General features: G+C 61.4%; 18 protein-coding genes. 9 read left to right on the forward strand and 9 right to left on the reverse strand.

Annotated features, from left to right (window positions below; all coding sequences use genetic code 11):
- The first annotated feature begins 183 nt into the window (after positions 1-183).
- The 4 genes from HAQ05_RS04560 to HAQ05_RS04575 all read left to right on the forward strand — a co-directional run bounded on the left by HAQ05_RS04560 (position 184) and on the right by HAQ05_RS04575 (position 3,604).
- Positions 184-672: a DUF3015 domain-containing protein gene (locus tag HAQ05_RS04560; RefSeq protein WP_190417846.1), complete on the forward strand. Its 489-nt coding sequence runs from the start codon at positions 184-186 to the stop codon at positions 670-672.
- Positions 673-734: 62 nt separating this feature from the next.
- On the forward strand, positions 735-2,579 hold the full coding sequence (locus tag HAQ05_RS04565; RefSeq protein ID WP_190417848.1) for an Lnb N-terminal periplasmic domain-containing protein: 1,845 nt from the start codon (positions 735-737) through the stop codon (positions 2,577-2,579).
- Positions 2,580-2,692: 113 nt separating this feature from the next.
- Positions 2,693-3,049: a hypothetical protein gene (locus HAQ05_RS04570; protein WP_190417851.1), complete on the forward strand. Its 357-nt coding sequence runs from the start codon at positions 2,693-2,695 to the stop codon at positions 3,047-3,049.
- 54 nt (positions 3,050-3,103) lie between these two features.
- On the forward strand, positions 3,104-3,604 hold the full coding sequence (locus tag HAQ05_RS04575; protein ID WP_190417912.1) for a GreA/GreB family elongation factor: 501 nt from the start codon (positions 3,104-3,106) through the stop codon (positions 3,602-3,604).
- A gap of 63 nt (positions 3,605-3,667) precedes the next feature.
- Here HAQ05_RS04575 and ettA read toward each other — a convergent pair whose 3' ends face one another.
- Entirely contained in the window at positions 3,668-5,332 is a 1,665-nt protein-coding gene (ettA, locus tag HAQ05_RS04580; protein WP_190417853.1) for an energy-dependent translational throttle protein EttA, read from the reverse strand.
- A gap of 260 nt (positions 5,333-5,592) precedes the next feature.
- Here ettA and HAQ05_RS04585 point away from each other — a divergent pair, with 260 nt between their 5' ends.
- Positions 5,593-9,399 carry an EAL domain-containing protein gene (locus HAQ05_RS04585; RefSeq protein WP_476705386.1) on the forward strand — a complete coding sequence of 1,269 codons (3,807 nt, stop codon included), beginning with the start codon at positions 5,593-5,595 and terminating at the stop codon, positions 9,397-9,399.
- Here HAQ05_RS04585 and HAQ05_RS04590 read toward each other — a convergent pair whose 3' ends face one another.
- On the reverse strand, positions 9,400-10,212 hold the full coding sequence (locus HAQ05_RS04590; RefSeq protein ID WP_238936457.1) for an RHS repeat-associated core domain-containing protein: 813 nt from the start codon (positions 10,210-10,212) through the stop codon (positions 9,400-9,402). It abuts the gene before it with no gap.
- 183 nt (positions 10,213-10,395) lie between these two features.
- On the opposite strand from HAQ05_RS04590, the gene glyA reads away from it, so the two are divergent.
- Together glyA and HAQ05_RS04600 are read left to right on the forward strand one after the other, a co-directional pair.
- A complete protein-coding gene (gene glyA, locus HAQ05_RS04595; protein WP_190417857.1) occupies positions 10,396-11,649 on the forward strand; it encodes a serine hydroxymethyltransferase in 1,254 nt (417 codons plus the stop codon).
- Between the two features lie 165 nt (positions 11,650-11,814).
- Positions 11,815-12,138: a hypothetical protein gene (locus HAQ05_RS04600; protein ID WP_190417859.1), complete on the forward strand. Its 324-nt coding sequence runs from the start codon at positions 11,815-11,817 to the stop codon at positions 12,136-12,138.
- Positions 12,139-12,647: 509 nt separating this feature from the next.
- Here the strand turns inward: HAQ05_RS04600 and yjiA are convergent.
- The 3 genes from yjiA to HAQ05_RS04615 form a co-directional block, all read right to left on the reverse strand.
- Complete coding sequence (gene yjiA / locus HAQ05_RS04605; RefSeq protein ID WP_190417861.1) at positions 12,648-13,613, reverse strand: GTPase; 966 nt, start codon at positions 13,611-13,613, stop codon at positions 12,648-12,650.
- A gap of 64 nt (positions 13,614-13,677) precedes the next feature.
- The gene (locus HAQ05_RS04610; RefSeq protein ID WP_190417863.1) at positions 13,678-13,878 is read right to left on the reverse strand and encodes a YbdD/YjiX family protein; all 201 of its coding nucleotides are present in this window, start codon (positions 13,876-13,878) and stop codon (positions 13,678-13,680) included.
- A gap of 15 nt (positions 13,879-13,893) precedes the next feature.
- Entirely contained in the window at positions 13,894-15,963 is a 2,070-nt protein-coding gene (locus HAQ05_RS04615; RefSeq protein ID WP_190417865.1) for a carbon starvation CstA family protein, read from the reverse strand.
- 179 nt (positions 15,964-16,142) lie between these two features.
- Here HAQ05_RS04615 and HAQ05_RS04620 point away from each other — a divergent pair, with 179 nt between their 5' ends.
- Positions 16,143-16,502 (forward strand): PilZ domain-containing protein, encoded by a 360-nt coding sequence (locus tag HAQ05_RS04620; protein ID WP_190417867.1) that lies wholly within the window; start codon positions 16,143-16,145, stop codon positions 16,500-16,502.
- Between the two features lie 166 nt (positions 16,503-16,668).
- Here the strand turns inward: HAQ05_RS04620 and HAQ05_RS04625 are convergent, their stop codons facing one another.
- The 3 genes from HAQ05_RS04625 to radA form a co-directional block, all read right to left on the reverse strand.
- Positions 16,669-17,376 (reverse strand): HAD-IA family hydrolase, encoded by a 708-nt coding sequence (locus HAQ05_RS04625; RefSeq protein WP_190417869.1) that lies wholly within the window; start codon positions 17,374-17,376, stop codon positions 16,669-16,671.
- 80 nt (positions 17,377-17,456) lie between these two features.
- Complete coding sequence (locus HAQ05_RS04630; RefSeq protein ID WP_190417871.1) at positions 17,457-18,470, reverse strand: protein kinase domain-containing protein; 1,014 nt, start codon at positions 18,468-18,470, stop codon at positions 17,457-17,459.
- Positions 18,471-18,617: 147 nt separating this feature from the next.
- Entirely contained in the window at positions 18,618-19,982 is a 1,365-nt protein-coding gene (gene radA / locus HAQ05_RS04635; protein ID WP_190417873.1) for a DNA repair protein RadA, read from the reverse strand.
- Between the two features lie 178 nt (positions 19,983-20,160).
- Between radA and mscL the strand changes: the two genes are divergently transcribed.
- Complete coding sequence (gene mscL / locus HAQ05_RS04640) at positions 20,161-20,610, forward strand: large-conductance mechanosensitive channel protein MscL (protein ID WP_190417875.1); 450 nt, start codon at positions 20,161-20,163, stop codon at positions 20,608-20,610.
- A 17-nt stretch (positions 20,611-20,627) separates the two neighbouring features.
- On the opposite strand, the gene HAQ05_RS04645 is transcribed toward mscL, so the two are convergent.
- A complete protein-coding gene (locus HAQ05_RS04645; RefSeq protein ID WP_190417877.1) occupies positions 20,628-21,398 on the reverse strand; it encodes a ferredoxin--NADP reductase in 771 nt (256 codons plus the stop codon).
- Positions 21,399-21,483: the final 85 nt, after the last annotated feature.

The following is a 21,483-nucleotide window of genomic DNA, read 5'->3' on the forward strand; positions in this document are numbered from 1 at the left end:
GGTGCTCGGCAATGGCGGGCGTTGGCCGTGCAGATTGGCCAACCATGCAAAGCGTTCTGAGCAGGTCGGTTGTAAAAATATTTAGTAATCAACTGCGGAACTCGCGTTAAAGCCCTAAACTCCAAGCTGCGCCGCAGCTAACGCAACGGCCTGTCCTTGAACCACATCACGAGAACAACGCTTATGAAACGGATTCTGCTAGGCACCCTGTTCACCGTCGCCTCATTCAACGCTATGGCTCAGGCTCCCGGGGGGCCCAACTGCGGCTGGGGCAACCTGCTGTTCGAAGGCCAGCGCGGTACGCCGGCGCACTTTTTGGCCTCGACCACCAACGGTACCTCGGGCAATGCCACCTTCGGCATGACCAGCGGCACCAACGGCTGCGACACCAGCGGCGCGTTGACCTACGGCGGCAAGTCGTGGATCGCCATGAACGGCATGATCGATGAGCTTTCCGAAGACATGGCCAAAGGCCAAGGCGAAGCGCTGACCACCTACGCGGTGGTACTCGGGGTCAAGCCCGAAGACCGTGCCTACTTCGAAACGGTGGCTCACCAACATTTCACGCAGATCTTCAACCGCCCCGATGTGACGGCCGAAGACGTGCATAACAACACCCTGGGCGTCATGAAGAACGACGCACGCCTGGCCAAATACAGCGAACAGGCTTAACCTCGCGCAGCACGGCCTGCCGCTTCGGCAGGCCTTCACACTACGCAGCGGAACCCTCCTGAATGTTCAAGCGCCTGGCATGGCTGGCATTACTGGCCTGTGCGCCGTTGTATGGCGCGGACGACGCTACCCTTTCGCAACTGGCCCGGGCGCCCTATTGGTTGGCGTTGGGGCACTACACCCCAAGCAAGGTGCATGGCTGGCGTAGCTATGTCGACGATGCCAGTTTCTTCCTGGCCGCGGACGGTGCCCACCATCCGGAACGCGAGCTGCGCGCCACGCTGGCGGCACTCTATGCCCCGCCAGAACAGGCTGGCCAACATGCACAATGCCGCTACCCGGCAAGGGCCCGCTGGCTTGAGGCGCAACTGCACCTGACCGACCTGCCCCACGTTCAATGCGACGAGTTCACCCAGTGGTACAAGGCTATTGCACCGTACAGCACCGTGCTGGTGTTCCCGGCAGCCTACCTCAACAGCCCGTCGTCGATGTTCGGCCACACCTTGCTGCGCATCGACCAGGCCGAGACACGCACCGACGGCACCGCCCTGCTTAGCTACGCGATCAACTTCGGTGCCTATGTGCAAGGCAGTGACAACAGCGTGCTGTACGCCTGGAAGGGCCTGGCCGGTGGCTACCCCGGGCTGTTTTCGCTGGTGCCCTACCAGCAAAAGCTCTCTGAATACCGCAACCTGGAAAACCGCGACCTGTGGGAATACCACCTGAACCTTACACCCGCGGAAACCGCACGCATGGTCGAGCATGTGTGGGAGCTGCGCCAAGTGCGTTTCGACTATTATTTTTTCGATGAAAACTGCTCTTACCGCCTGCTGGAGCTTTTGCAAATCGCCCGCCCGGGCTTGCAATTGACCGAGCAATTCCCGCTTACCGCCATCCCGACCGACACGGTCAAAGCGGTGCAGGCAGCCGGGCTGGTGGACCGCACCGACTACCGGCCGTCACGCGAGCGCGAGCTACTGGCCAGGGCCGCGCCGCTGTCTACGGCCGAGCAACGGCTGGCCGAGCGCTTGGCTGGCGACACCACGCAACTGCACGCCTCGGCGGTACAAGCGTTGCCCGCCGACCGGCGCGCGCTGGTGGAAGACACCGCCTACCGGCTGGAACGTTACCACGCCACCGGCCAAGAGCGTGACCCTCTGCGTGCCCAGCGCAGCTTCGAGCTGCTGCGCGCGATGAACGTCAACCCGCCGCCCCCCCTGCAACTGGAACGCCCAGACCGCCCGGAAGACGGCCACCCCTCGCGCACCTGGAGCGCCGGCGTGGGCAGCCGCGACGGCCGGGCATTCGGCGAATATGGCCTGCGCATGGCCTACCATGACCTGGCCGATAACGCCTACGGCTTCCCGCTCGGGGCACAAATTGAAATCCTCGGCCTTAAGCTGCGCCAATACGAGGGCAACCGGTGGCAGTTACAGCGGCTCGACCTGGCCAACATTCGCTCGCTCACCCCACGTAGTACGCTGCTCACGCCGTTGTCGTGGCAGGTCGGTGGCGGCTTGGAGCGTGTGCCGGGCCGCCATGCCGAACCCACCCTGGCCACCCACCTCAATGGCGGGGCCGGTAGCAGTTGGGCCCTGGGCGGCGGCACATTGGCCTATGCGCTGGGTACGGCGCGCATCGAACACAACAATGACTTTGCAGCCTTCGCAAGCCCTGCCGTGGGTTTCGATACCGGGCTGCTGTGGCGCAACCGGCTGGGCAACCTGACTGCAGAGGCCAAGGGCGATTACTTCGCCAACGGTGAAGTGCGCCGCCGCCTCGCGCTGGGGCAGCAATGGGAGCTTAGCCCCAACCTCGGCCTGCGGCTTACCGCCGCGCGGGATTTCAGCCACTTGGGCCAGGCGCGCAACGAGGTGATGCTGGAAGCCCGCTGGTACCATTACTGAAATTGAGGCCGAGCATCCGTTTTACATTCCTTTGACGAAAACCGCAGTGCCCGGTGTCCAACCTTTTAAACAAGCCGGGCCTTTTTACCCGGTATTGCGTGAGGTATCGCGACATGAAGCGATATGGGTGCGTACTGGCGCTGTTGGTGGCCCTTACCGGGTGCCAAACCGCGCACGAGCAAATGGTCCAACAAGGCTACCCGCCAGCCTTCGCAGACGGTTACCACGATGGCTGCGGCAGTGGCCGAGCCGCCGCGGCTTCTTTCAGCGGCAGTTACACCAAGGACGTTAACCGATACCTCGCCGACAAGCTTTACAGCGGCGGTTGGGACGATGGTTTTCGCCAATGCCAGGCCCAAGCCATAAGCGGCGACCAGCAAGAGGTGCACGACCGGGTGCTCAACGACCGCGACCGTGACTGGCAGCAGCAGAAGGACCGCATGACCTACCGTGCCTTCCACGGTGACTGACATACCGCGAACTTCCAGGCGGCCACCATGGACCAATACTTCATGGAGGTGTTCATGAGCCGAGCGTTCGTTAACGAAGACCAGGCCGCCACCCAGGCGGCCCAACCGGTAGAGCGGCGCGTCAGCGACCTGCCCAACTACGTGACTGAAAGCGGGCTGGCCTCGTTGCACGCGCGGGTGGCCGAACTCAAGGCGCTGCATGCTGAGCAAACGGCCCTGGGCGAGCGGGGCGACCGGCAGTCGATGGCAGACCTGGAGCGAGACCTGCGCTACTTCCAGGCCCGTGTGGCCACCGCACGGCAGGTGCCGCCAGTCACCGCGACGGATAAAGTGCAGATCGGTAGCTGGATCACCTTTGCCGATGAGCACGATGTACGCAGCCAAGTGTGCTTGGTGGGAGAAGACCAAGCCGATGCGGGCGTCGGCCTGGTCAACTGGGCCTCGCCGCTGGGCCGCGCGCTGCTGGGCGCGCAGGTGGGTGACGAAGTGCTGTGGCAACGGCCGGCGGGCGATATGCGCATCGAGATCGTCGCCATCAGCGCCCTACCTACCTAAGGCCAGCAGTGCCCGCGCCGGGGCCACTTCCCTCCATCGCCGACGGTAGCGGGCCAACCTGGCTTACGCCAGGCTCTTGTAACGTACCCGCTTGGGTTGGGCAGCCGCCTCGCCCAGGCGCTTTTTGCGATCGGCTTCGTAGTCGGTGTAGTTACCTTCGAAGAACACCACTTGCGAGTTGTCTTCATAGGCCAAGATGTGGGTGGCCACCCGGTCAAGGAACCAGCGATCGTGGGAGATCACGATGGCCGCGCCGGGGAAGTCGAGCAGGGCCTCTTCCAGCGACCGCAGGGTTTCGACGTCCAGGTCGTTCGACGGTTCGTCTAGCAGCAAAACGTTGCCACCCTCCTTGAGCGTCAGTGCCAGGTGCAAGCGCCCGCGCTCACCCCCAGAGAGGTCCTTGACGAATTTTTGCTGGTCACCACCCTTGAAGTTGAAGCGGCCCACATAGGTACGCGAAGGGATTTCGTAGTTGCCGATGCGAATCACGTCGGAGCCATCGGACACCTGTTCGAATACCGTCTTGCTGCCGTCGAGGTCTTCACGGCTTTGGTCGACGCAGGCCAATTGCACGGTATCGCCAATTTCGATACTGCCCGAATCCGGCTGCTCCTTGCCCATGATCATGCGGAACAAGGTCGATTTACCCGCGCCATTACCGCCGATCACACCCACAATGGCGCCCTTGGGCATGGCGAACGACAAGTTGTCGATCAGCACACGGTCCCCATAGCCCTTGCTGACATTGTTGAACTCGATAACCTTATCGCCCAGGCGCGGGCCGGCCGGAATGTAAATTTCGTTGGTTTCGGCGCGTTTTTGGAATTCCTGCGACTGCATTTCCTCGAACCGAGCCAGGCGCGCCTTCGACTTGGCTTGGCGGGCCTTGGCGCCCTTGCGCACCCATTCCAGTTCTTCTTTCATGGCCTTTTCGTGAGCGCTTTGCTGCTTGGCTTCCTGGGCCAAGCGCGACGACTTGGCTTCCAGCCAACCGGAATAGTTGCCTTCGTAGGGGATACCGGCACCGCGGTCCAGCTCCAGGATCCAGCCGGCGACATTGTCGAGGAAGTAGCGGTCGTGGGTGATGGCCACCACGGTGCCGGGGAAATCATGCAAAAACCGTTCGAGCCACGCCACCGAATCGGCATCCAAGTGGTTGGTGGGCTCGTCGAGCAAAAGCATGTCAGGCGCCGAAAGCAGCAGGCGGCACAGCGCCACGCGGCGTTTTTCACCACCAGACAGGTGCTCGACCTTGGCGTCCCACGGCGGCAGGCGTAGGGCATCCGCCGCAACATCCAGTTGGCGCTCCAGGTTGTGACCGTCGCTGGCTTGCAGAATGGCCTCAAGCTTGGCCTGCTCGGCCGCGAGCTTGTCGAAGTCGGCATCGGGCTCGGCATAGGCGGCATAAACTTCATCAAGGCGGGCCTGGGCGCCCTTGATCGCCGAAACGGCCTCCTCGACCACCTCCCGCACGCTCTTGCTGGGGTCAAGTTGTGGCTCTTGAGGCAGATAACCTACGTTGAGGTCGGGCATCGGCCGGGCCTCGCCGTCGAAGTCTTTATCGACGCCGGCCATAATGCGCAGCAAAGTGGATTTACCCGCGCCGTTGAGGCCCAGCACGCCGATTTTGGCACCGGGGAAAAACGACAAGGAGATGTTCTTTAGGATTTCACGTTTCGGCGCAACGACCTTGCTGAGCCGGTGCATGGTGTAAACATATTGGGCCATGGTTAACCTGACGAATTTGAAATGAAGATGACCGTGGAAAAAAGGCGGCGCAAGCCGCAGCTTGCCAAGAGCGCCAAAGCTACCGGAATGCCACGCGGTCGGCAAACCAGCGACAAACAGCACTGGCACTTTGCCACGGCTCAAGGCATGCTAATCCGTCGCCCAATGCCGATTACACAGGCACCCCCCCCATTGCTGCGGCCCACCGTTACGCCTAGCCCAAACCCAGGTATTGCAGTTTGAGCACTCCCCCCTCGCCTTTGCTGAGCCGCAAGCCTGATACCACCCAGGGCGGCTTTCGGCTCGGTTCGCTACGCGTCGCCTTGGCGTTGCTGATGTTGACCCTTATCGGGCTACTGTTCTGGCAGTTGTTCGACCAATACCAACGTAGCGAACACAACGAGCACGACACGGCGGTCGCCTTCAGCACCGGGCTTGCCGAGCACTTGGGCATGAACTTGGCGCTGTTCGCGCAAACCATGCGGGCCCAACTGGCTACCGCCAGTGCCGACCCTGCCTCACTCGCCCGGGCCGATGGCCAGAAGCGCTTGCGCCTGGAGTTGCCGGCGCTGCAATCGGTCACTTGGCGGAACACCGCCAGCCCCTGGGCCGGCCCGGCGGCAAGCGGTGACTTTCTCGATGATTTGCTGGTGCGCGCCGGCGATGAGCCGTTTCGTTACAGTGACAGCGACGGCGGGCAGCGCATCCATCTGCTGCTGCGCGACCCCTCGGTGCCCAGCCGCGGCCACTGGTTACTGACCTTCGACCACAGCCTGCTCGATACCCTAAGCCGCACGGTGCAGCCTGCTAAACAGCGCGATTGGCTGCTGGAAAACGCCGAAACCGGGCGGGTGCTGTACCGTGACGACCGCCTAGCCGCGGGCGACGAACAGCTCAACGACACCGAGCGCGAGCAAAGCCTGCTGGTCGCTGCGCTGGCCAACAGCGACTGGCAACTGCGCGGCTTGTTCGATGCCGAGCGCCTGCGCCTGGCCCTGTTTCGCGCCATGGCCGGCAAACTGTTGCTCGGTGGGCTGTGCACCATCATCGCCCTGCTGGTGCTGGTGGACATCCGCCGCCGCCAACGGGCCCTGCAAGCAGAGCGGCGGCGTTACCACGATATTTTCGAAGGCGCAGGCGTTGGCCTGTGCGTGCTGAACCTCGCCGAACTGCGCCGCCTGCTGGCCGGCTCGGCGATCGAAAGCTACGCCGCGCTGGGCCCGTGGCTGGCCCGCCACCCCGAGCAAGAAGCCATGCTGGCGCGCGCGATGCGGGTGACCGAGGTGAACCAATTCGCCCTGCAAATACTGGCCGTGGCCAATGCCGAACAGCTCTGGCAACGCCTGCTCGAGCCCTCGCCGCACGTGGCCGAAAGCCTCGGCCAGCATTTGCTCAAGCTGGCGCTGGGCGGCGCACACACCCTGGAACGGGAAATATCGCTGCCAGACCGGCATGGCGATGTGCAATACCTGTGGGTGTCGATCCGCGCGTCGGCCGAGGCCAACGAAGTGATCATGAACCTGCACGACATCACCCAGCGCAAGCAGGCCGAACTGGCGCTGGTGGAGCGCGAAGGCTTTTGGTCGGAGGTGATCCAGGCGGTGCCGGACCACCTTTACGTGGCCAACGTGCTCACCCGCCAGCTGCTCTACAGCAATGACCACCTAGGCCCTACCCTCGGCTATGGCGATGCCGAAATCAAGCGCCTGGGCGACGCCTGCTGGGAAGCGTTGATACACCCCGAAGACCTTACTCAGGCCAGGCAACTGCGCCAGCACCAGCGTGATACCGCTTACGCACAGCCGCTGCACACACAAATGCGCTTTCGCCACAAAGATGGCAGTTGGCGCCGCTTCGACATTCGCGAACAAACCCTGAGCACCAATGCCCAAGGCCAGGTAAGCCGTATCATCGGCCTGGCCAAGGATATCTCCGACCAGCTCGAGGCAGGCCAGTCGTTGCGGGAGAGCGAACGGCGCTACCGCCTGCTGGCCGAAAGCATCAGCGACGTGATTTTTTCCACCGACAGCCGTTTGGCGCTCAATTACGTCAGCCCGTCTGTCAGCACCGTGCTCGGCTACGAGGTGCAAACGGTGTTCGATCAGGGCTGGCAGTCGATCCTGGCTAACCCCACGCAGTTACAGGCCCTGCAGCAACTGCTTGACCGTGTTGGCCACGCCCTGGGCCACCCGCAGGCGCTGGCCGAGCTGCGCCACCAGGTCAATACCCAGTTCTTTTTGGTGGACTGCCTGCGCGCCGACGGCCGCCGGATACCGATGGAACTGCGGCTGGTGCTGATTTGGGACGAACATGACAATTTCGCGGGTATCCTCGGCGTAGGCCGCGATGTCAGCCAACAACGCCGTGCCGAAAAAGACCTGCGCATGGCGGCCACGGTATTCGAGCACTCCACTTCGGCCATTCTGATCACCGACCCTGCCGGCTACATCGTGCAGGTGAACGAGGCGTTTTCCCGGGTGAGCGGCTATAGCGCCCAGCAGGTGCAAGACCAACTGCCAAGCCTGTTGACCGTGCAAGAACAACAACAGGCGCACCTGCAATACGTGGTCAAGCAATTGGCCGAGCGTGGCAGTTGGGAAGGCGAGGTATGGCTTAAGCGCCGCAACGGTGAACATTACCCCGCCTGGGTGGGCATTACCGCAGTGTTCGACGATGAAGGCGACCTGGCCAGCTATGTGTGCTTTTTCAGTGACATCAGCGAACGCAAAGCCAGCGAGCAGCGCATTCACCGCCTGGCCTACTACGACGCACTGACCCACCTGCCCAACCGCACACTGTTCCAAGACCGCCTGCACAATGCCTTGCAGCAGGCCGAACGGCAGAAGTCGTGGGTGGTGCTGATGTTCCTCGACCTGGACCGTTTCAAACCGATCAACGATTCGCTCGGCCATGCCGCCGGCGATCGCATGCTCAAAGACATGGCCACGCGCTTGCTGGCCTGTGTGGATGAAGACGATACCGTGGCGCGCATGGGCGGCGACGAGTTCACCCTGTTGCTGCAACCGCGTGCCAGCCGCGAGCAGGCCCTCAACAGCGCCGTCCGCGTGGCCGAGCAAATCCTGGCCAGCCTGGTGCGGCCGTTCGTGCTCGAAGGCCGGGAGTTCTTTGTAACCGCCAGCGTGGGCATTGCCCTGAGCCCTCAGGATGGCAACGAACTCAGCCAACTGATGAAAAATGCCGACACGGCGATGTATCACGCCAAGGAGCGCGGCAAGAATAACTTCCAGTTTTACCAGGCCGACATGAACGCCACCGCCCTGGAGCGTTTGGAATTGGAAAGCGACCTGCGCCATGCCCTGGAGCAGCAAGAGTTCGTGCTTTATTACCAGCCGCAATTCAGTGGCGACGGCAAGCGCCTGACCGGCGCCGAGGCATTGCTACGCTGGAACCACCCACGCCGCGGCCTGGTGCCGCCGGGCGATTTCATCCCGGTGCTGGAGGAGCTGGGCTTGGTAGTCGATGTGGGCGAATGGGTACTGCATCAAGCTTGCCGCCAACTCAAGGCCTGGCACCAGGCGCGGGTACGGGTGCCGAAGGTGTCGGTCAACATTTCGGCGCGGCAATTCTCCGACGGCCAGCTCGGTACGCGCATTGCGGCCATTCTCGAAGAAACCGCCCTACCGCCGGCGTGCCTGGAATTGGAGTTGACCGAAAGTATCCTGATGCATGAGGTAGACGAAGCCATGCAGATACTTGCCAGCCTCAAGCGCCTGGGTATTTCCATCGCGGTGGACGACTTCGGCACCGGCTATTCGTCGCTCAATTACTTGAAGCAATTCCCTATCGATGTGCTGAAAATCGACCGCTCGTTCGTCGATGGGCTACCCGATGGCGAGCAAGACGCGCAGATCGCCCGGGCTATCGTGGCCATGGCTCACAGCTTGAACCTGGCGGTGATCGCCGAAGGCGTGGAAACCCACGACCAATTGGCGTTCTTGCGCGAGCATGGGTGCGATGAGGTACAGGGCTACCTGTTCGGCAGGCCCATGCAGGCCAGCCGGTTCGCGGCGCAGTTCAGTAACGATGCGCTGTTCATGTTGGAGTGACTATGGCCTGGTGCCGGGCGAAGGCAGGGGACTATGCAATACCTTGCCGGTGCGGAGTTTAGTCGCCTCTATACCGCCCGACACAAAGGCACCCGCTATGTTGAATACCGTACCGACGGCCCGATCGGGCGCTGCAGTGGTTTTATCGCCCGCCCAGCCCATGGCTGACTGGAAAAAAGCCGTGGTGTTGCTGATCTCACCTTGCGCCACCTGTGCCGTCAGTTGCGTATAGTGCGTTGCCTTGTACGACGATATGTCCGCCACATGTTTGCTATTACTGTTTGATATCAAATTGGTGTTGACCATGGCTACGGCCCTCACAAACTCCTGTGGATCTTCTATCTGTTTCACGGCCTTGCTCAGGAGCAATCGGTTAGGCACTTCAGCCGCCAGCTCCCCTGCGACCTTCCCCGGTATCAGTGCTGATCGCGTACTGCCCATGACCTGTGAAAAGAACCCCATGAATGAGTGCCCGTTGCGATCCACCTGGTTGACCGGTTCCGCGATGCAATACGCATAAGCATTCATGCCGCCCCCACCGAACGGGCTCCATGAATCAGGCGCAATGAAGCGCATCAGCGTCGCCAAGTAGGCCCGATACCCATTCCCTAGCAGGTATGCGCCGGGCGAGGTTTCTAGATATACGCCGGTGAATGCGCTTCGCCTCACGGCTAGGGGTGAATAACCAAACGGCAGGTAAGCTTGCCGGCCGGACCCGCCGTGGACCACCACGCTATCGGCCTGGTCTGTAGCCAAGAGCCGCGCCCGGCCCGGGTTGGCCCCGCCACCTTTTTTATAAGCCCCATCGCGCATGGTCATCTCCTAACACAGGTATTAAACCCATTGATAAACCACTTCGTAAAAAAGAGTAACTAGCAATTCTTACAGGTTGCTGCGTGAGCGCCGATCATCTCGGCGTTACTAGTGCTCATGTGCCAGCCTCTGGGATATCGGGTAGAATGCGCGCTTTCTCCTGCCGCCCCTCGAGGACCGCCCATGTTCAGCCGTGACTTGACCCTTGCCAAATACGACGCCGACCTGTTCGCTGCCATGGAACAGGAAGCTCGCCGCCAAGAGGAGCACATCGAGCTGATCGCCTCGGAGAACTACACCAGCCCCGCCGTGATGGAAGCCCAAGGCTCGGTGCTGACCAACAAGTACGCCGAAGGCTACCCGGGCAAGCGTTACTACGGCGGCTGCGAGTATGTCGACGTGGTCGAGCAATTGGCCATCGACCGCGCCAAGCAATTGTTCGGTGCCGACTACGCCAACGTGCAGCCCCATGCGGGCTCGCAAGCGAACGCCGCCGTTTACCTGGCGCTGTTGCAAGCGGGCGACACGATCCTGGGCATGAGCCTGGCCCACGGCGGCCACCTGACCCACGGTGCCAAGGTCAGTTCCTCGGGCAAGCTGTACAACGCGGTGCAGTACGGCATCGACGCCAACGGCTTGATCGACTACGACGAAGTCGAGCGCCTGGCGCTGGAGCACAAGCCGAAAATGATCGTGGCCGGTTTCTCGGCCTACTCGCAAGTGCTGGACTTCCCCCGTTTTCGCGCCATCGCCGACAAAGTGGGTGCCTACCTGTTCGTCGACATGGCCCACGTGGCTGGCCTGGTCGCCGCTGGCGTGTACCCCAACCCGGTGCCGTTCGCCGACGTAGTGACCACCACCACCCACAAAACCCTGCGCGGCCCGCGCGGCGGCCTGATCTTGGCGAAAAAGAACGAAGAGATCGAGAAAAAGCTCAATTCCGCGGTATTCCCCGGCGCCCAGGGCGGCCCGCTGGAGCACGTGATCGCGGCCAAGGCAGTGTGCTTCAAGGAAGCGCTACAGCCTGAGTTCAAAACCTACCAACAGCAAGTGGTGAAGAACGCCCAGGCGATGGCCGAGGTGTTCATTGCGCGCGGGTTCGACGTGGTTTCTGGCGGTACCCAGAACCACTTGTTCCTGCTGTCGCTGATCAAGCAGGACATCTCCGGCAAGGACGCAGATGCCGCCCTTGGCCGCGCCTACATCACGGTGAACAAGAACTCGGTGCCTAACGACCCGCGCTCGCCATTCGTCACCTCCGGCCTGCGCTTCGGTACTCCGGCCGTTACCACGCGCGGTTTCAAGGAAGCCGAATGCCGCGAATTGGCCGGCTGGATCTGCGATATCCTCGCCGACCTGAGCAACGAAGCGGTAATCGACGCCGTTCGCGAAAAGGTCAAGGCGATCTGCGCCAAGCTGCCTGTGTACGGCCAGTAAGCCCGCGCCACTCGCCCAACCAGCCCGGCCTTACGCCGGGCTTTTTTTCGGGCCCAGAAAGACATCCCTACTGTATCGGGCAGGGCCAGGCGCTAATGTTCGAAACCTTGCACCGCTCCTGAAAAGCCTATCGGCGCATCGTTTTAATACAAGGACGTTTTCGGCATGCCTACACATAGACAACAATCCTTTCTGGCCACGCTGTGGCTGAAAAACCGACCCGTGAATACCCTCGGCACCCTGCTGGGCAAACCCGCCTGGGTCAATTGGCTCGGCAATGTTCCCGTCACGGTGCCCCACATCGTCGGTACCGTACGCGATGATTCGGCGATGCTCAGCTGCCAGGCGGGCATTACCCAGGCAGCCTTGACCCTGTACTTTCGCCATACGCCGGGGGGTTATCAATTGTATGTGCGCGAACCTGGGGCGTATTTCGGCCAGGGCGTGGTGATACACGGTCATGCTCACCTCGGTGTACTGCCTGTTTGAAACCCAGGCGCCTTCACGCTTTGAATTAAACAAGCCGTCAGGCGAACATATCCGCCTGGGCGATTTGCGCACCGACAGCCAGCTGATCATCTTGGCCAGCCAGGGGGCGGCCATCCGGCGCGCCAGAAGGCCAAATACGCGGTATGAATACCTCATGGCGCAGCATCAGGCCGTGCAGGCGCCCCAGCCCTGGATATTAAAAGTACGGGAGCGCAACGTGCCCTGGCTAAGTAACCCGGGCGAGGCCTGAGCGATAGCGGGATAGCCGCCGCGCCAGTGCCCGATTTAACAGCTTAAGCGCCCTAGGCTCTGTACGAACTGTTTTCGAGCGAAGGTGAGGCAAGGCGAAAACAGGCGAGGAAGCGGACGGGGCCCGCCTCCGGGTTTACTGGTTGTAAATGAGCACTCCGGGATGACATCCGTGATTACATCCGTGATTACATCCGTGATTACATCCGTGCCTGTTTTCAACGCAGCCTCACCGAGCGCAAATACATTTCGTACAGAGCCTAGTGGCTGAGTGCTTCGAATGCGTCACGGATGGCCTGCTCCGGGAGGTTATCGGCGATGAACACCAACACGCTTTCGCGAGGTTCATCGTCGTCCCACGCCCGATCCCAATCGAACCCATACAGCTTGAGCACACCTTGAAACACCAGCCGGCGTGCCTCGCCCTCGATGTTGAGCACACCCTTGTAGCGCAGCAATTGGCGGCCGTGGTCCTCGAGCAGTTGGTTCATGAATGCACTGAGCGCATCGATGTTCAGGGCTTTATCGGTACGTAACACCATGCTGCGGATGCGGTCGGTGGAAGTGCCCTTGCGCATCGGTTGCAGGCTTAAACCGCTGCCGAGGTCAACGTTGAGGTTGAAGCCGCGGATGTCGAGAAATTCCGCCAGGTCGATTTCGCCCTGCTCCACCACCCGCACCGGTGCGCGGCTATTGATACGCCGCAGCCGCTCGCTCAACGCCGCGAATGCCTCAGCGCTGACCAAATCGGTTTTACTGACGAGCAGGCGATCGGCGAACCCCACCTGGGCCTGGGCGATGGTTTGCTTGAGGTGCTCGCCTGCGTGGGCCGCGTCTACCAAGGTGACGATACCGTCCAACAGGTAACGCTCGCGCAGGTCTTCTTCAACGAAGAACGTCTGGGCCACCGGCGCAGGGTCGGCCAGGCCGGTGCACTCGATCACCAGCCGGTCGAAAGCGATACTACCGGCGTCAAGCCGTTCCAGCAGCAGGTAAAGCGCCTGGGTCAGGTCGGTATGGATGCTGCAGCAGACACACCCGTTGGCGAGCGTCATCACTTGCACCGGCTCATCCCCCAGCAGTTCGCTGTCGATGCCGGCATCGCTGAATTCGTTTTCGATCACCGCGACCTTCAAGCCGTGCTCGGCCCTTAGCAAATAGCGCAGCAGGGTGGTTTTCCCCGCGCCGAGAAAGCCACTGAGAATGGTGACAGGTATTGGGGTCACGCTACCTCCAAAAAGCAAAACGCCGCCGACAGGGGACCCACCAGCGGCGAAGGTCGATACCTAGTTAGCAACAGCGCGGGGAACCTTTACCACCGCCGTAACGCGCCTCTTGGCGTTCCCGGAAGAATGCCTCGTAGCTCATCACCGGTTGCTCTGGGTGCGTGTTGCGCATGTGCTCGACGTAGTTGTCGTAATCGGGCATGCCCACCATCAGGCGGGCTGCCTGGCCGAGGTATTTACCTAACTTGCCCAGGTCATTGAACATCCGTACGCCCGCCGATCATTGCTGGCCACCCAGCGCCTGGAAGGGTGTTTCCTTGTCGGTACGCTCCTTGCGGCCCAGCGCGGCGATGCCGGTACGAATGGCGAAGTACAGCACACTGAACACCACCAGCAAGAACAACACCGTGAGCGTAGCGTTGGTGTAGGCATTGAACACCACCTGCTGCATTTGCTCCACGCTCTTGGCTGGGGCCAGCAGTTGGCCGGCCGCCAGGGCTTCGTTGTACTTCTTGGCCAGCGCCAGGAAGCCCACCGCCGGGCTTGGGTCCAGCAGCTTGATCAAGCCTGCGGCCGTAGTGCAAACCAGCAACCACAGTGCCGGCAAGAGGGTTACCCAGAGGTAGCGCTCGCGCTTCATTTTGATCAACACCACGGTCCCGAGCATCAAGGCGATACCCGCGAGCATTTGGTTGGAGATACCGAACAATGGCCAAAGCGTATTGATGCCGCCCAGCGGGTCTACTACGCCTTGGTATAGCAAGTAACCCCACAAAGCCACGCAGCCGGCCGTGCCAAGCAGGTTGGCGCCCCATGATTCGGTACTCCGCAGGGCCGGCACGAATGCGCCGAGTAGGTCTTGCAGCATGAAACGCCCAGCACGGGTACCGGCGTCTACCGCCGTGAGGATGAACAACGCCTCGAACAGAATCGCAAAGTGGTACCAGAACGCCATGGTGTTTTTGCCGGGTAGCACGTGGTGCAAAATTTGCGCGATGCCCACGGCCAGCGTAGGCGCCCCCCCGGCACGGGCCAGGATGGTGTGCTCGCCGATGTCGTTGGCCACCGCCTGCAGTGCATCCGGCGTAATCATGAAGCCCCAGCTGCTGACCGCGGCCGCCACCGCGTTGATGTCGCTACCCACCACCGCGGCGGGGCTGTTCATGGCGAAGTACACACCCGGTTCGATCACCGAGGCGGCGACCATGGCCATCACCGCCACGAACGATTCCACCAGCATGCCGCCGTAACCGATGTAGCGGGCGTTGACTTCGTTGTCCAACAGCTTGGGCGTGGTGCCCGAGGCGATCAATGCGTGGAAGCCCGACACCGCGCCGCAGGCGATGGTGATGAACAAGAACGGGAACAGCGTGCCTTTCCACACCGGGCCGGTGCCGTCGGCGAACTGGGTGAGGGCCGGCATCTTGAGTTCGGGCATGGTGACCAGAATGCCGATGGCCAGGGCGATGATGGTGCCGATTTTAAGGAAGGTCGACAGATAATCCCGCGGCGCCAGCACCAGCCACACCGGCAGCACGGCGGCGACGAAGCCATAGCCGATCAACATCCAGGTGATCTGCACGCCGGTGAAGGTGAAGGCCTTGGCCCACACCGGGTCTGCGGCCACTTGCCCGCCGAGGTAGATCGACGCCAGCAACAGCACCACGCCCACCAGCGAGATTTCACCAATGCGGCCGGGGCGGATGTAGCGCATGTAAACGCCCATGAGCATGGCGATCGGGATGGTCGCCATCACCGTGAACACGCCCCATGGGCTTTCGGCCAGGGCCTTGACCACGATCAGGGCGAGCACCGCGAGGATGATGATCATGATCAAAAAGCAGCCGAACAGCGCGATGGTGCCCGCCACCTGGCCCATTTCCTCACGGACCATGTCGCCGAGGGAACGCCCGTTGCGGCGGGTAGACAAGAACAGTACGACGAAATCCTGCACGGCGCCGGCGAACACCACCCCGGCGATCAGCCAAAGGGTGCCGGGCAGGTAGCCCATTTGCGCGGCCAATACGGGCCCGACCAGCGGGCCGGCACCGGCGATGGCTGCAAAGTGGTGGCCAAAGAGAATGTGCTTGTTGGTCGGTACGTAGTCCAGGCCATCGTTGTTGATAACGGCCGGGGTGGCGCGGTGAGGGTCCAGTTGCATCACTTTGTTGGCGATGAACAGGCTGTAGTAACGGTAGGCAACCAGGTAAAGCGCCACCGAAGCGACCACGATCCACAAGGCATTGACGGTTTCGCCCCGGCGCAGGGCGACCACTCCCAGGGCGCACGCCCCTATGGCGGCCAAGGCAAGCCATGGCAAATGGCGGGCCGGGCTAGTAGTGTTGTTCATATTATTTTTATCCAGCGTATGGGTTTTGGAAGGCCACCGGCTGAGTCTAGCCAGAATTCAAGTAAATCTCACCCCCAACCATGGTCTAGCGCGGCTGCGGGGCGCCTTATGCGCCAGTGTGCCCAGAGCCGGCGCGCTGGCCGACTGGTCTATAGTCCAGGTACGCTCAGGAGTGTTACATGACCGACGAACGCCGCCGCTTCATCCGCATACCTTTCGACGCCCACACCCTGATCGCCCAGGGCGGGACCACTTGGCCCGTGCAACTGCTGGACGTGTCGCTCAAGGGCTTGCTGGTGGAACGCCCGGAGGACTGGGCCGGCGACCCGGCGCAGCCGTTCGGGGTGCAAATCGACCTGGGCGAGCAGGTTACGGTGAAGATGGAGGTGTGGCTCAAGCACGAAGAAGCCGAGCGGCTGGGCTTTCAGTGCGGCCATATCGACCTGGACTCCGCCAGCCACCTGCGCCGGTTGGTAGAACTGAACTTGGGCGATGCGGCGCAATTGGAACGGGAGTTGGCGGCCCTGCTGCGCGCCTAGTGTGGTGTTCCAGACGTTCGCACAAGCCTTGACGCGTGAATGTTGCTGTCGGGCAAGGCGCCATAACGCGCCATAGCAGGGCTATGGCGCGGCGCGGCAACGCCGCCCGGCAGCAAAAAGGCACCGCCAAATGGTGCAGCCAACTTCTGAAACACCAAACTAGGGCTCACGGGAACGGCGGCAGGCCCCACGCCTGGGGTTCGAAGGCCAGCAAACTGCCCAAGCGGCCATCGGCGTGGGTGTATTTCTCCGGGTCCATGGCCGAATCCGGCACTGCCAATGCGTACATACCGGCGGCCTTGGCGGCGGTTACCCCGAACGGGGAATCCTCGAACACCAGGCAAGCGGCCGGGGGCACCCCCAACCGCCGTGCGGCGGTCAGAAAGATATCCGGTGCCGGCTTGGCGGCGGTCACTTCAGGGTCGTCCGCGGTTACGATGGTATCGAACAGCGAGAACCACCCCTGGTGGCCTTGGGTCTTCAGCGCGAAGTAGGCGCTTGACGAACTGGTGCCCACCGCCACCGGCACACCGTGGGCCTTCAGGTGCCGAACCAGCGCCTCGGCCCCTGCCATGGCCATGGCGGCGGGGAAGCGCTCGACCATCAGCGGCTTGCGCACCTCCAGGAACTCATCGACGCTGATCGGCAGGCCCAGCGCCTCCACCACATAGGTGGCCAAGTCACGGGCACCGCGGCCGATGATGTGCTGCTTGTGCTCCCAGCCGAAGGTTTTGCCGTAGCGGCCCGCGATGATCTGGGTGACTTCGGTGTAGATGCCTTCGGTGTCGAGCAATAGGCCGTCCATGTCGAAGATGACGGCTTTGATAGCGGGGATGGAATGGGTCACAGGGGGTTCCAAGGATAAAAACGCCATAGAACGCTACCCACGCTTTTAGGTCAACAGCAACACATCGTGCACAGGCCGCAGCCAAACAACCCGGCGGATGCCCGCCGTCAACTTTTGCTAGGTCTCAGTGTGTGCTCAAAGGCCTTTAGAGCAGAAATGAAGTCGCTTAGGGGTGGCCTTTTATTTGGATCTACGCTCAGCCCCTCTTTGAGCATCGCCACAAGCTTACCCTCCACGCCGCTCTGCGCCTGGATCGACGGCGGGAAAACCCTACTTAATATTTTATCTATCCGCTGTGGATCTAGACGCTTTGCAAACTTTCGAGCAGCCTCTGACCCCTCCTCCGTGACCGTTACCTTTTCGAGAGTAAGCGATTCGAACAGCATGCCCGCAAAACCGTAAACATCGGAGGCTTTGCCGATTTCGCTTATCTCTGGAAAACTGAAACCGATATATCCACGGTCTTGAATCGAGGTTTTGGTATGCCCGCCAATATCCGACAATATCGCTGAACCGGCAGCATTAATAAGGATATTTTCTGGCTTTATATCCAGATGTAAATAGCCCAACTGATGTAAATGCTCCAGCCCCTGCGCCACCTCGCGATGAAGTTTCAACAATTCATGCATCGGCATGGGCCCTGCCTTAAAGTATTTATCCAGTGACGTAACGGCTAGCGGGGTGATTATTTGGTCACGGGTAGTGACGAGCGAACGCTGCAGGTTCGGATGAGGCCGGTCAGCGGAAGCCTTCAAGGCTAAACGCTCCGCTTGAGATGCAATGCAGGCATCGCTGCTGTCGGTAGGCCGCTTGGATGCGGCAGAGACAATAATCGGTATGTCGTTCTTCAGTTGCGGACACAGTCCACTGAATGGTAACGCGATACCGACCAGCTTGACCTCACCCCACCCACCTTTGCCAATGTATTTTTTCCCGGACTGAGATAACTTTGAATCAACATGAGGAACATTACTGCGGTTTACGATATTAGAAAGCGAACCCGGATTGTTTCGGATCTTCTTAAGGTTGCTCGACAACCAAAGCCGGGTCTTAGCACAGTTGGGGCTTTCTGCCAACCGGCAAGGTGGGGAGGGTACGCAATGAATGACTCTGATTAACATAACGGAGGCTCTTTACTTCGAGATGAGTGATAGAGTATTGGGCGAATTCCGATCCTCCAACCTTGCGCTCGGATTATCAGACCAATCTCAATACTTGTGCAGCTACCGAATAGGAATTCTCCTTAGTCCGTTTCCCCCTTGCCAGGGTTATTCAAACAACGCATCCAACGCCTGATCCAGCCGAGTCACCGCCACCACTTCCAACCCCGCCGGGGCCTCTTTCGGGGCATTGCCCTTGGGCACGATGGCCCGTTTGAAACCGTGCTTGGCGGCTTCCTTCAAGCGCTCCTGGCCGCTGGGCACCGGGCGTACTTCGCCGGACAGGCCCACCTCGCCGAACACCAGCAGGCCATGGGGCAGCGGCCGGTTGCGCAGGCTCGACATCACTGCCGCCATCAGCGCGAGGTCCGAGGCGGTTTCCAGCACCTTTACCCCCCCGACCACGTTGAGAAACACGTCTTGGTCGTGGGTGGGGATACCGCCATGGCGGTGCAGCACCGCCAGCAGCATGGCCAGGCGGTTTGGGTCCAGGCCCAAGGTTACCCGCCGAGGGTTGGCCAAGTGGCTGTCGTCAACCAGTGCCTGCACCTCCACCAACATCGGCCGAGTGCCTTCCCAGGTCGCCATGACCACGCTGCCGGCGATTTCCTCTTGGGCGCGGCTGAGGAAAATCGCCGAAGGGTTGGACACTTCCTTGAGGCCCCGGTCGGTCATGCCGAACACGCCCAGCTCGTTGACGGCGCCAAAACGGTTTTTCACCGCGCGCAGCAGGCGCAAGCGGCCGTCGGATTCACCTTCGAAATACAGCACGGTATCGACCATGTGCTCCAACACGCGCGGCCCAGCCAATGAGCCCTCCTTGGTGACGTGGCCGACCAAAAACACCGCCGTGCCGGTTTGCTTGGCGAAGCGCACCAGCAAGGCGGTGCTTTCACGCACCTGGGCCACGCCACCGGGCGCGGACTGCAACTGCTCGGTGAAGATGGTCTGGATCGAGTCGATCACCATCACCTTGGGCTTTTCATGGCGCGCGGTGGCGATGATCGCTTCGATGGAGGTTTCGGTCATCACCTTCAGGTTGTCTTGTGGCAGGCCCAGGCGCCGTGCGCGCATGGCCACCTGCTGCTGGGACTCCTCGCCGGTCACGTATAGCGCCGGCATGCGCGCGGCGAGCGCGCAGAGCGTTTGCAGCAAAATGGTGGACTTACCGATACCGGGGTCACCCCCGATCAACACCACCGAGCCATCGACCAGCCCGCCGCCGAGCACCCGGTCGAGTTCGGCAGAGGCGGTACTGAAGCGGGGGATTTCCTCGACGCTGACCTCGGCCAGGGTTTTCAGCTGCGCCTGCTCGCCGGCCCAGCCGGCACGCCCGGTGGCCGCCGCCGGGGCGTTTTCGACGAGGGTTTCCACCAGGGTGTTCCAGGCCCCGCATTCCGCGCATTGCCCCGCCCATTTGGGAAAGGTGGCGCCGCACTCGGTGCAGCCATACATGCGCTTGGCCTTGACCATGGAACAACCCCCGGTTTTCAATGATGGCGGCCATGATAACCCGCTCTCCGGCGGCCTGCGGCGGGCAATTTGAACAAACTATTGGGCGATAGCCCGGTCACTGCTCTAGCGCAGCGCACCAGACGAAAGGTTGGATTACACTGCGTGTACACAAATATTTGCTACAGGGGGTAACTCAATGAGCCTGCTTCAAGAGTTCAAGGCCTTCGCGGTCAAAGGCAACGTGGTCGACCTCGCGGTCGGTATCATCATCGGCGCGGCATTCGGCAAAATCGTCTCATCCTTCGTCGGGGATATCATCATGCCGCCATTGGGCCTGGTGATCGGCGGCATAAACTTTACGGACCTGGCCGTTACCCTACGCGCCGCGCAAGGCGACCAACCGGCGGTGGTGCTGGCCTATGGCAAGTTCATCCAGTCGGTGGTGGACTTCATCATCGTGGCCTTCGCCATCTTCATTGGCGTAAAGGCCATCAACAAGCTTAAGCGCGAGGAAGCCAAGGCGCCCACCCTGCCGCCTGCACCGACCAAGGAAGAACTACTGCTGGGTGAGATTCGCGACATTCTTAAAGAACAAGGTGGTAAGCCGGCGGCGGCGCCAGCCGGCCCGAGCTCACCCGCGCCGTAACCTCCGGCAGGTGGCACCTACCAATAGTTCTCCACCGCCACCTGCCCGGGCCTTCTGCTCAAGCTCAGTTGCATCTCCCGAGCCTTGAGCAGTTGGCGGGTGTCGTCGATCATTGCCGGGTTGCCGCAGATCATCACCCGCGAATGCTCAGGCTCCAGCGGCACACCCGCCGCCCGCTCCAGTTCTCCGTTCTCGATCAGTGTGGTAATACGCCCCTGCAACGCGCCAGGGTACCGTTCCCGGCTCACCGTGGGAATGAAGCGCAACTTACCGGCAAACGGGGCCAAGTAATCGCGCTGTTCAAGCCCGGCGATCAGTTCACGGTAGGCCAACTCCTTGCCTTCACGGGCGCTGTACACCAAGAAGATACGCTCGAAGCGCTCCCACACTTCGAAGCCCTGCAGGATCGACAGAAACGGCGCCACCCCAGTGCCGGTGGCCAGCATCCACAGGTCACGGCCATCGGCGAAGCGGTCCAGCGTGAGATACCCAAAGGCTTGGCGGTCGATCAGCAGTTCATCGCCCACCTGCAAGCGCGCCAGTTCACTGGTGAACTCACCGCCCGGCACCACGATGGAGAAGAACTCAAGGAATTCATCGTGGGGCGAAGACACCATCGAATAGGCCCGCCACACCACGCTGCCATCGGCTTTGGTCACGCCCAGGCGGGCGAACTGCCCGGCGTTAAAGCGAAAGCCTTGATCACGGCTGGTGCGCAGGGTGAACAGGCTGGGCGTCAGGGTTTGTACATCGAGCAAGCGCTGGCGGGTGAATTTTTCGTCGGTCATGGGGCCTCCACGTTCAAGCCGCCTAGTGTGGCGCAAAGCACAGCCGACAAACACCGACACCGCGTGTGGAAACCTCGTAGAATTT

This window comes from Pseudomonas typographi (genome assembly GCF_014694385.1).
Classification (GTDB): Bacteria; Pseudomonadota; Gammaproteobacteria; order Pseudomonadales; family Pseudomonadaceae; genus Aquipseudomonas; species Aquipseudomonas typographi.

What these genes read in the sequence shown, in the direction of transcription:
- HAQ05_RS04560 (WP_190417846.1), top strand. Translation starts at nt 184, where the DNA reads ATGAAACGGATTCTGCTAGGCACCCTGTTCACCGTCGCCTCATTCAAC.
- HAQ05_RS04565 (WP_190417848.1), top strand. Translation starts at nt 735, where the DNA reads ATGTTCAAGCGCCTGGCATGGCTGGCATTACTGGCCTGTGCGCCGTTG.
- HAQ05_RS04570 (WP_190417851.1), top strand. Translation starts at nt 2,693, where the DNA reads ATGAAGCGATATGGGTGCGTACTGGCGCTGTTGGTGGCCCTTACCGGG.
- HAQ05_RS04575 (WP_190417912.1), top strand. Translation starts at nt 3,104, where the DNA reads ATGAGCCGAGCGTTCGTTAACGAAGACCAGGCCGCCACCCAGGCGGCC.
- ettA (WP_190417853.1), bottom strand. Translation starts at nt 5,332, where the DNA reads ATGGCCCAATATGTTTACACCATGCACCGGCTCAGCAAGGTCGTTGCG.
- HAQ05_RS04590 (WP_238936457.1), bottom strand. Translation starts at nt 10,212, where the DNA reads ATGCGCGATGGGGCTTATAAAAAAGGTGGCGGGGCCAACCCGGGCCGG.
- glyA (WP_190417857.1), top strand. Translation starts at nt 10,396, where the DNA reads ATGTTCAGCCGTGACTTGACCCTTGCCAAATACGACGCCGACCTGTTC.
- HAQ05_RS04600 (WP_190417859.1), top strand. Translation starts at nt 11,815, where the DNA reads ATGCCTACACATAGACAACAATCCTTTCTGGCCACGCTGTGGCTGAAA.
- HAQ05_RS04610 (WP_190417863.1), bottom strand. Translation starts at nt 13,878, where the DNA reads ATGTTCAATGACCTGGGCAAGTTAGGTAAATACCTCGGCCAGGCAGCC.
- HAQ05_RS04615 (WP_190417865.1), bottom strand. Translation starts at nt 15,963, where the DNA reads ATGAACAACACTACTAGCCCGGCCCGCCATTTGCCATGGCTTGCCTTG.
- HAQ05_RS04620 (WP_190417867.1), top strand. Translation starts at nt 16,143, where the DNA reads ATGACCGACGAACGCCGCCGCTTCATCCGCATACCTTTCGACGCCCAC.
- HAQ05_RS04625 (WP_190417869.1), bottom strand. Translation starts at nt 17,376, where the DNA reads ATGGCGTTTTTATCCTTGGAACCCCCTGTGACCCATTCCATCCCCGCT.
- HAQ05_RS04630 (WP_190417871.1), bottom strand. Translation starts at nt 18,470, where the DNA reads ATGTTAATCAGAGTCATTCATTGCGTACCCTCCCCACCTTGCCGGTTG.
- radA (WP_190417873.1), bottom strand. Translation starts at nt 19,982, where the DNA reads ATGGTCAAGGCCAAGCGCATGTATGGCTGCACCGAGTGCGGCGCCACC.
- mscL (WP_190417875.1), top strand. Translation starts at nt 20,161, where the DNA reads ATGAGCCTGCTTCAAGAGTTCAAGGCCTTCGCGGTCAAAGGCAACGTG.
- HAQ05_RS04645 (WP_190417877.1), bottom strand. Translation starts at nt 21,398, where the DNA reads ATGACCGACGAAAAATTCACCCGCCAGCGCTTGCTCGATGTACAAACC.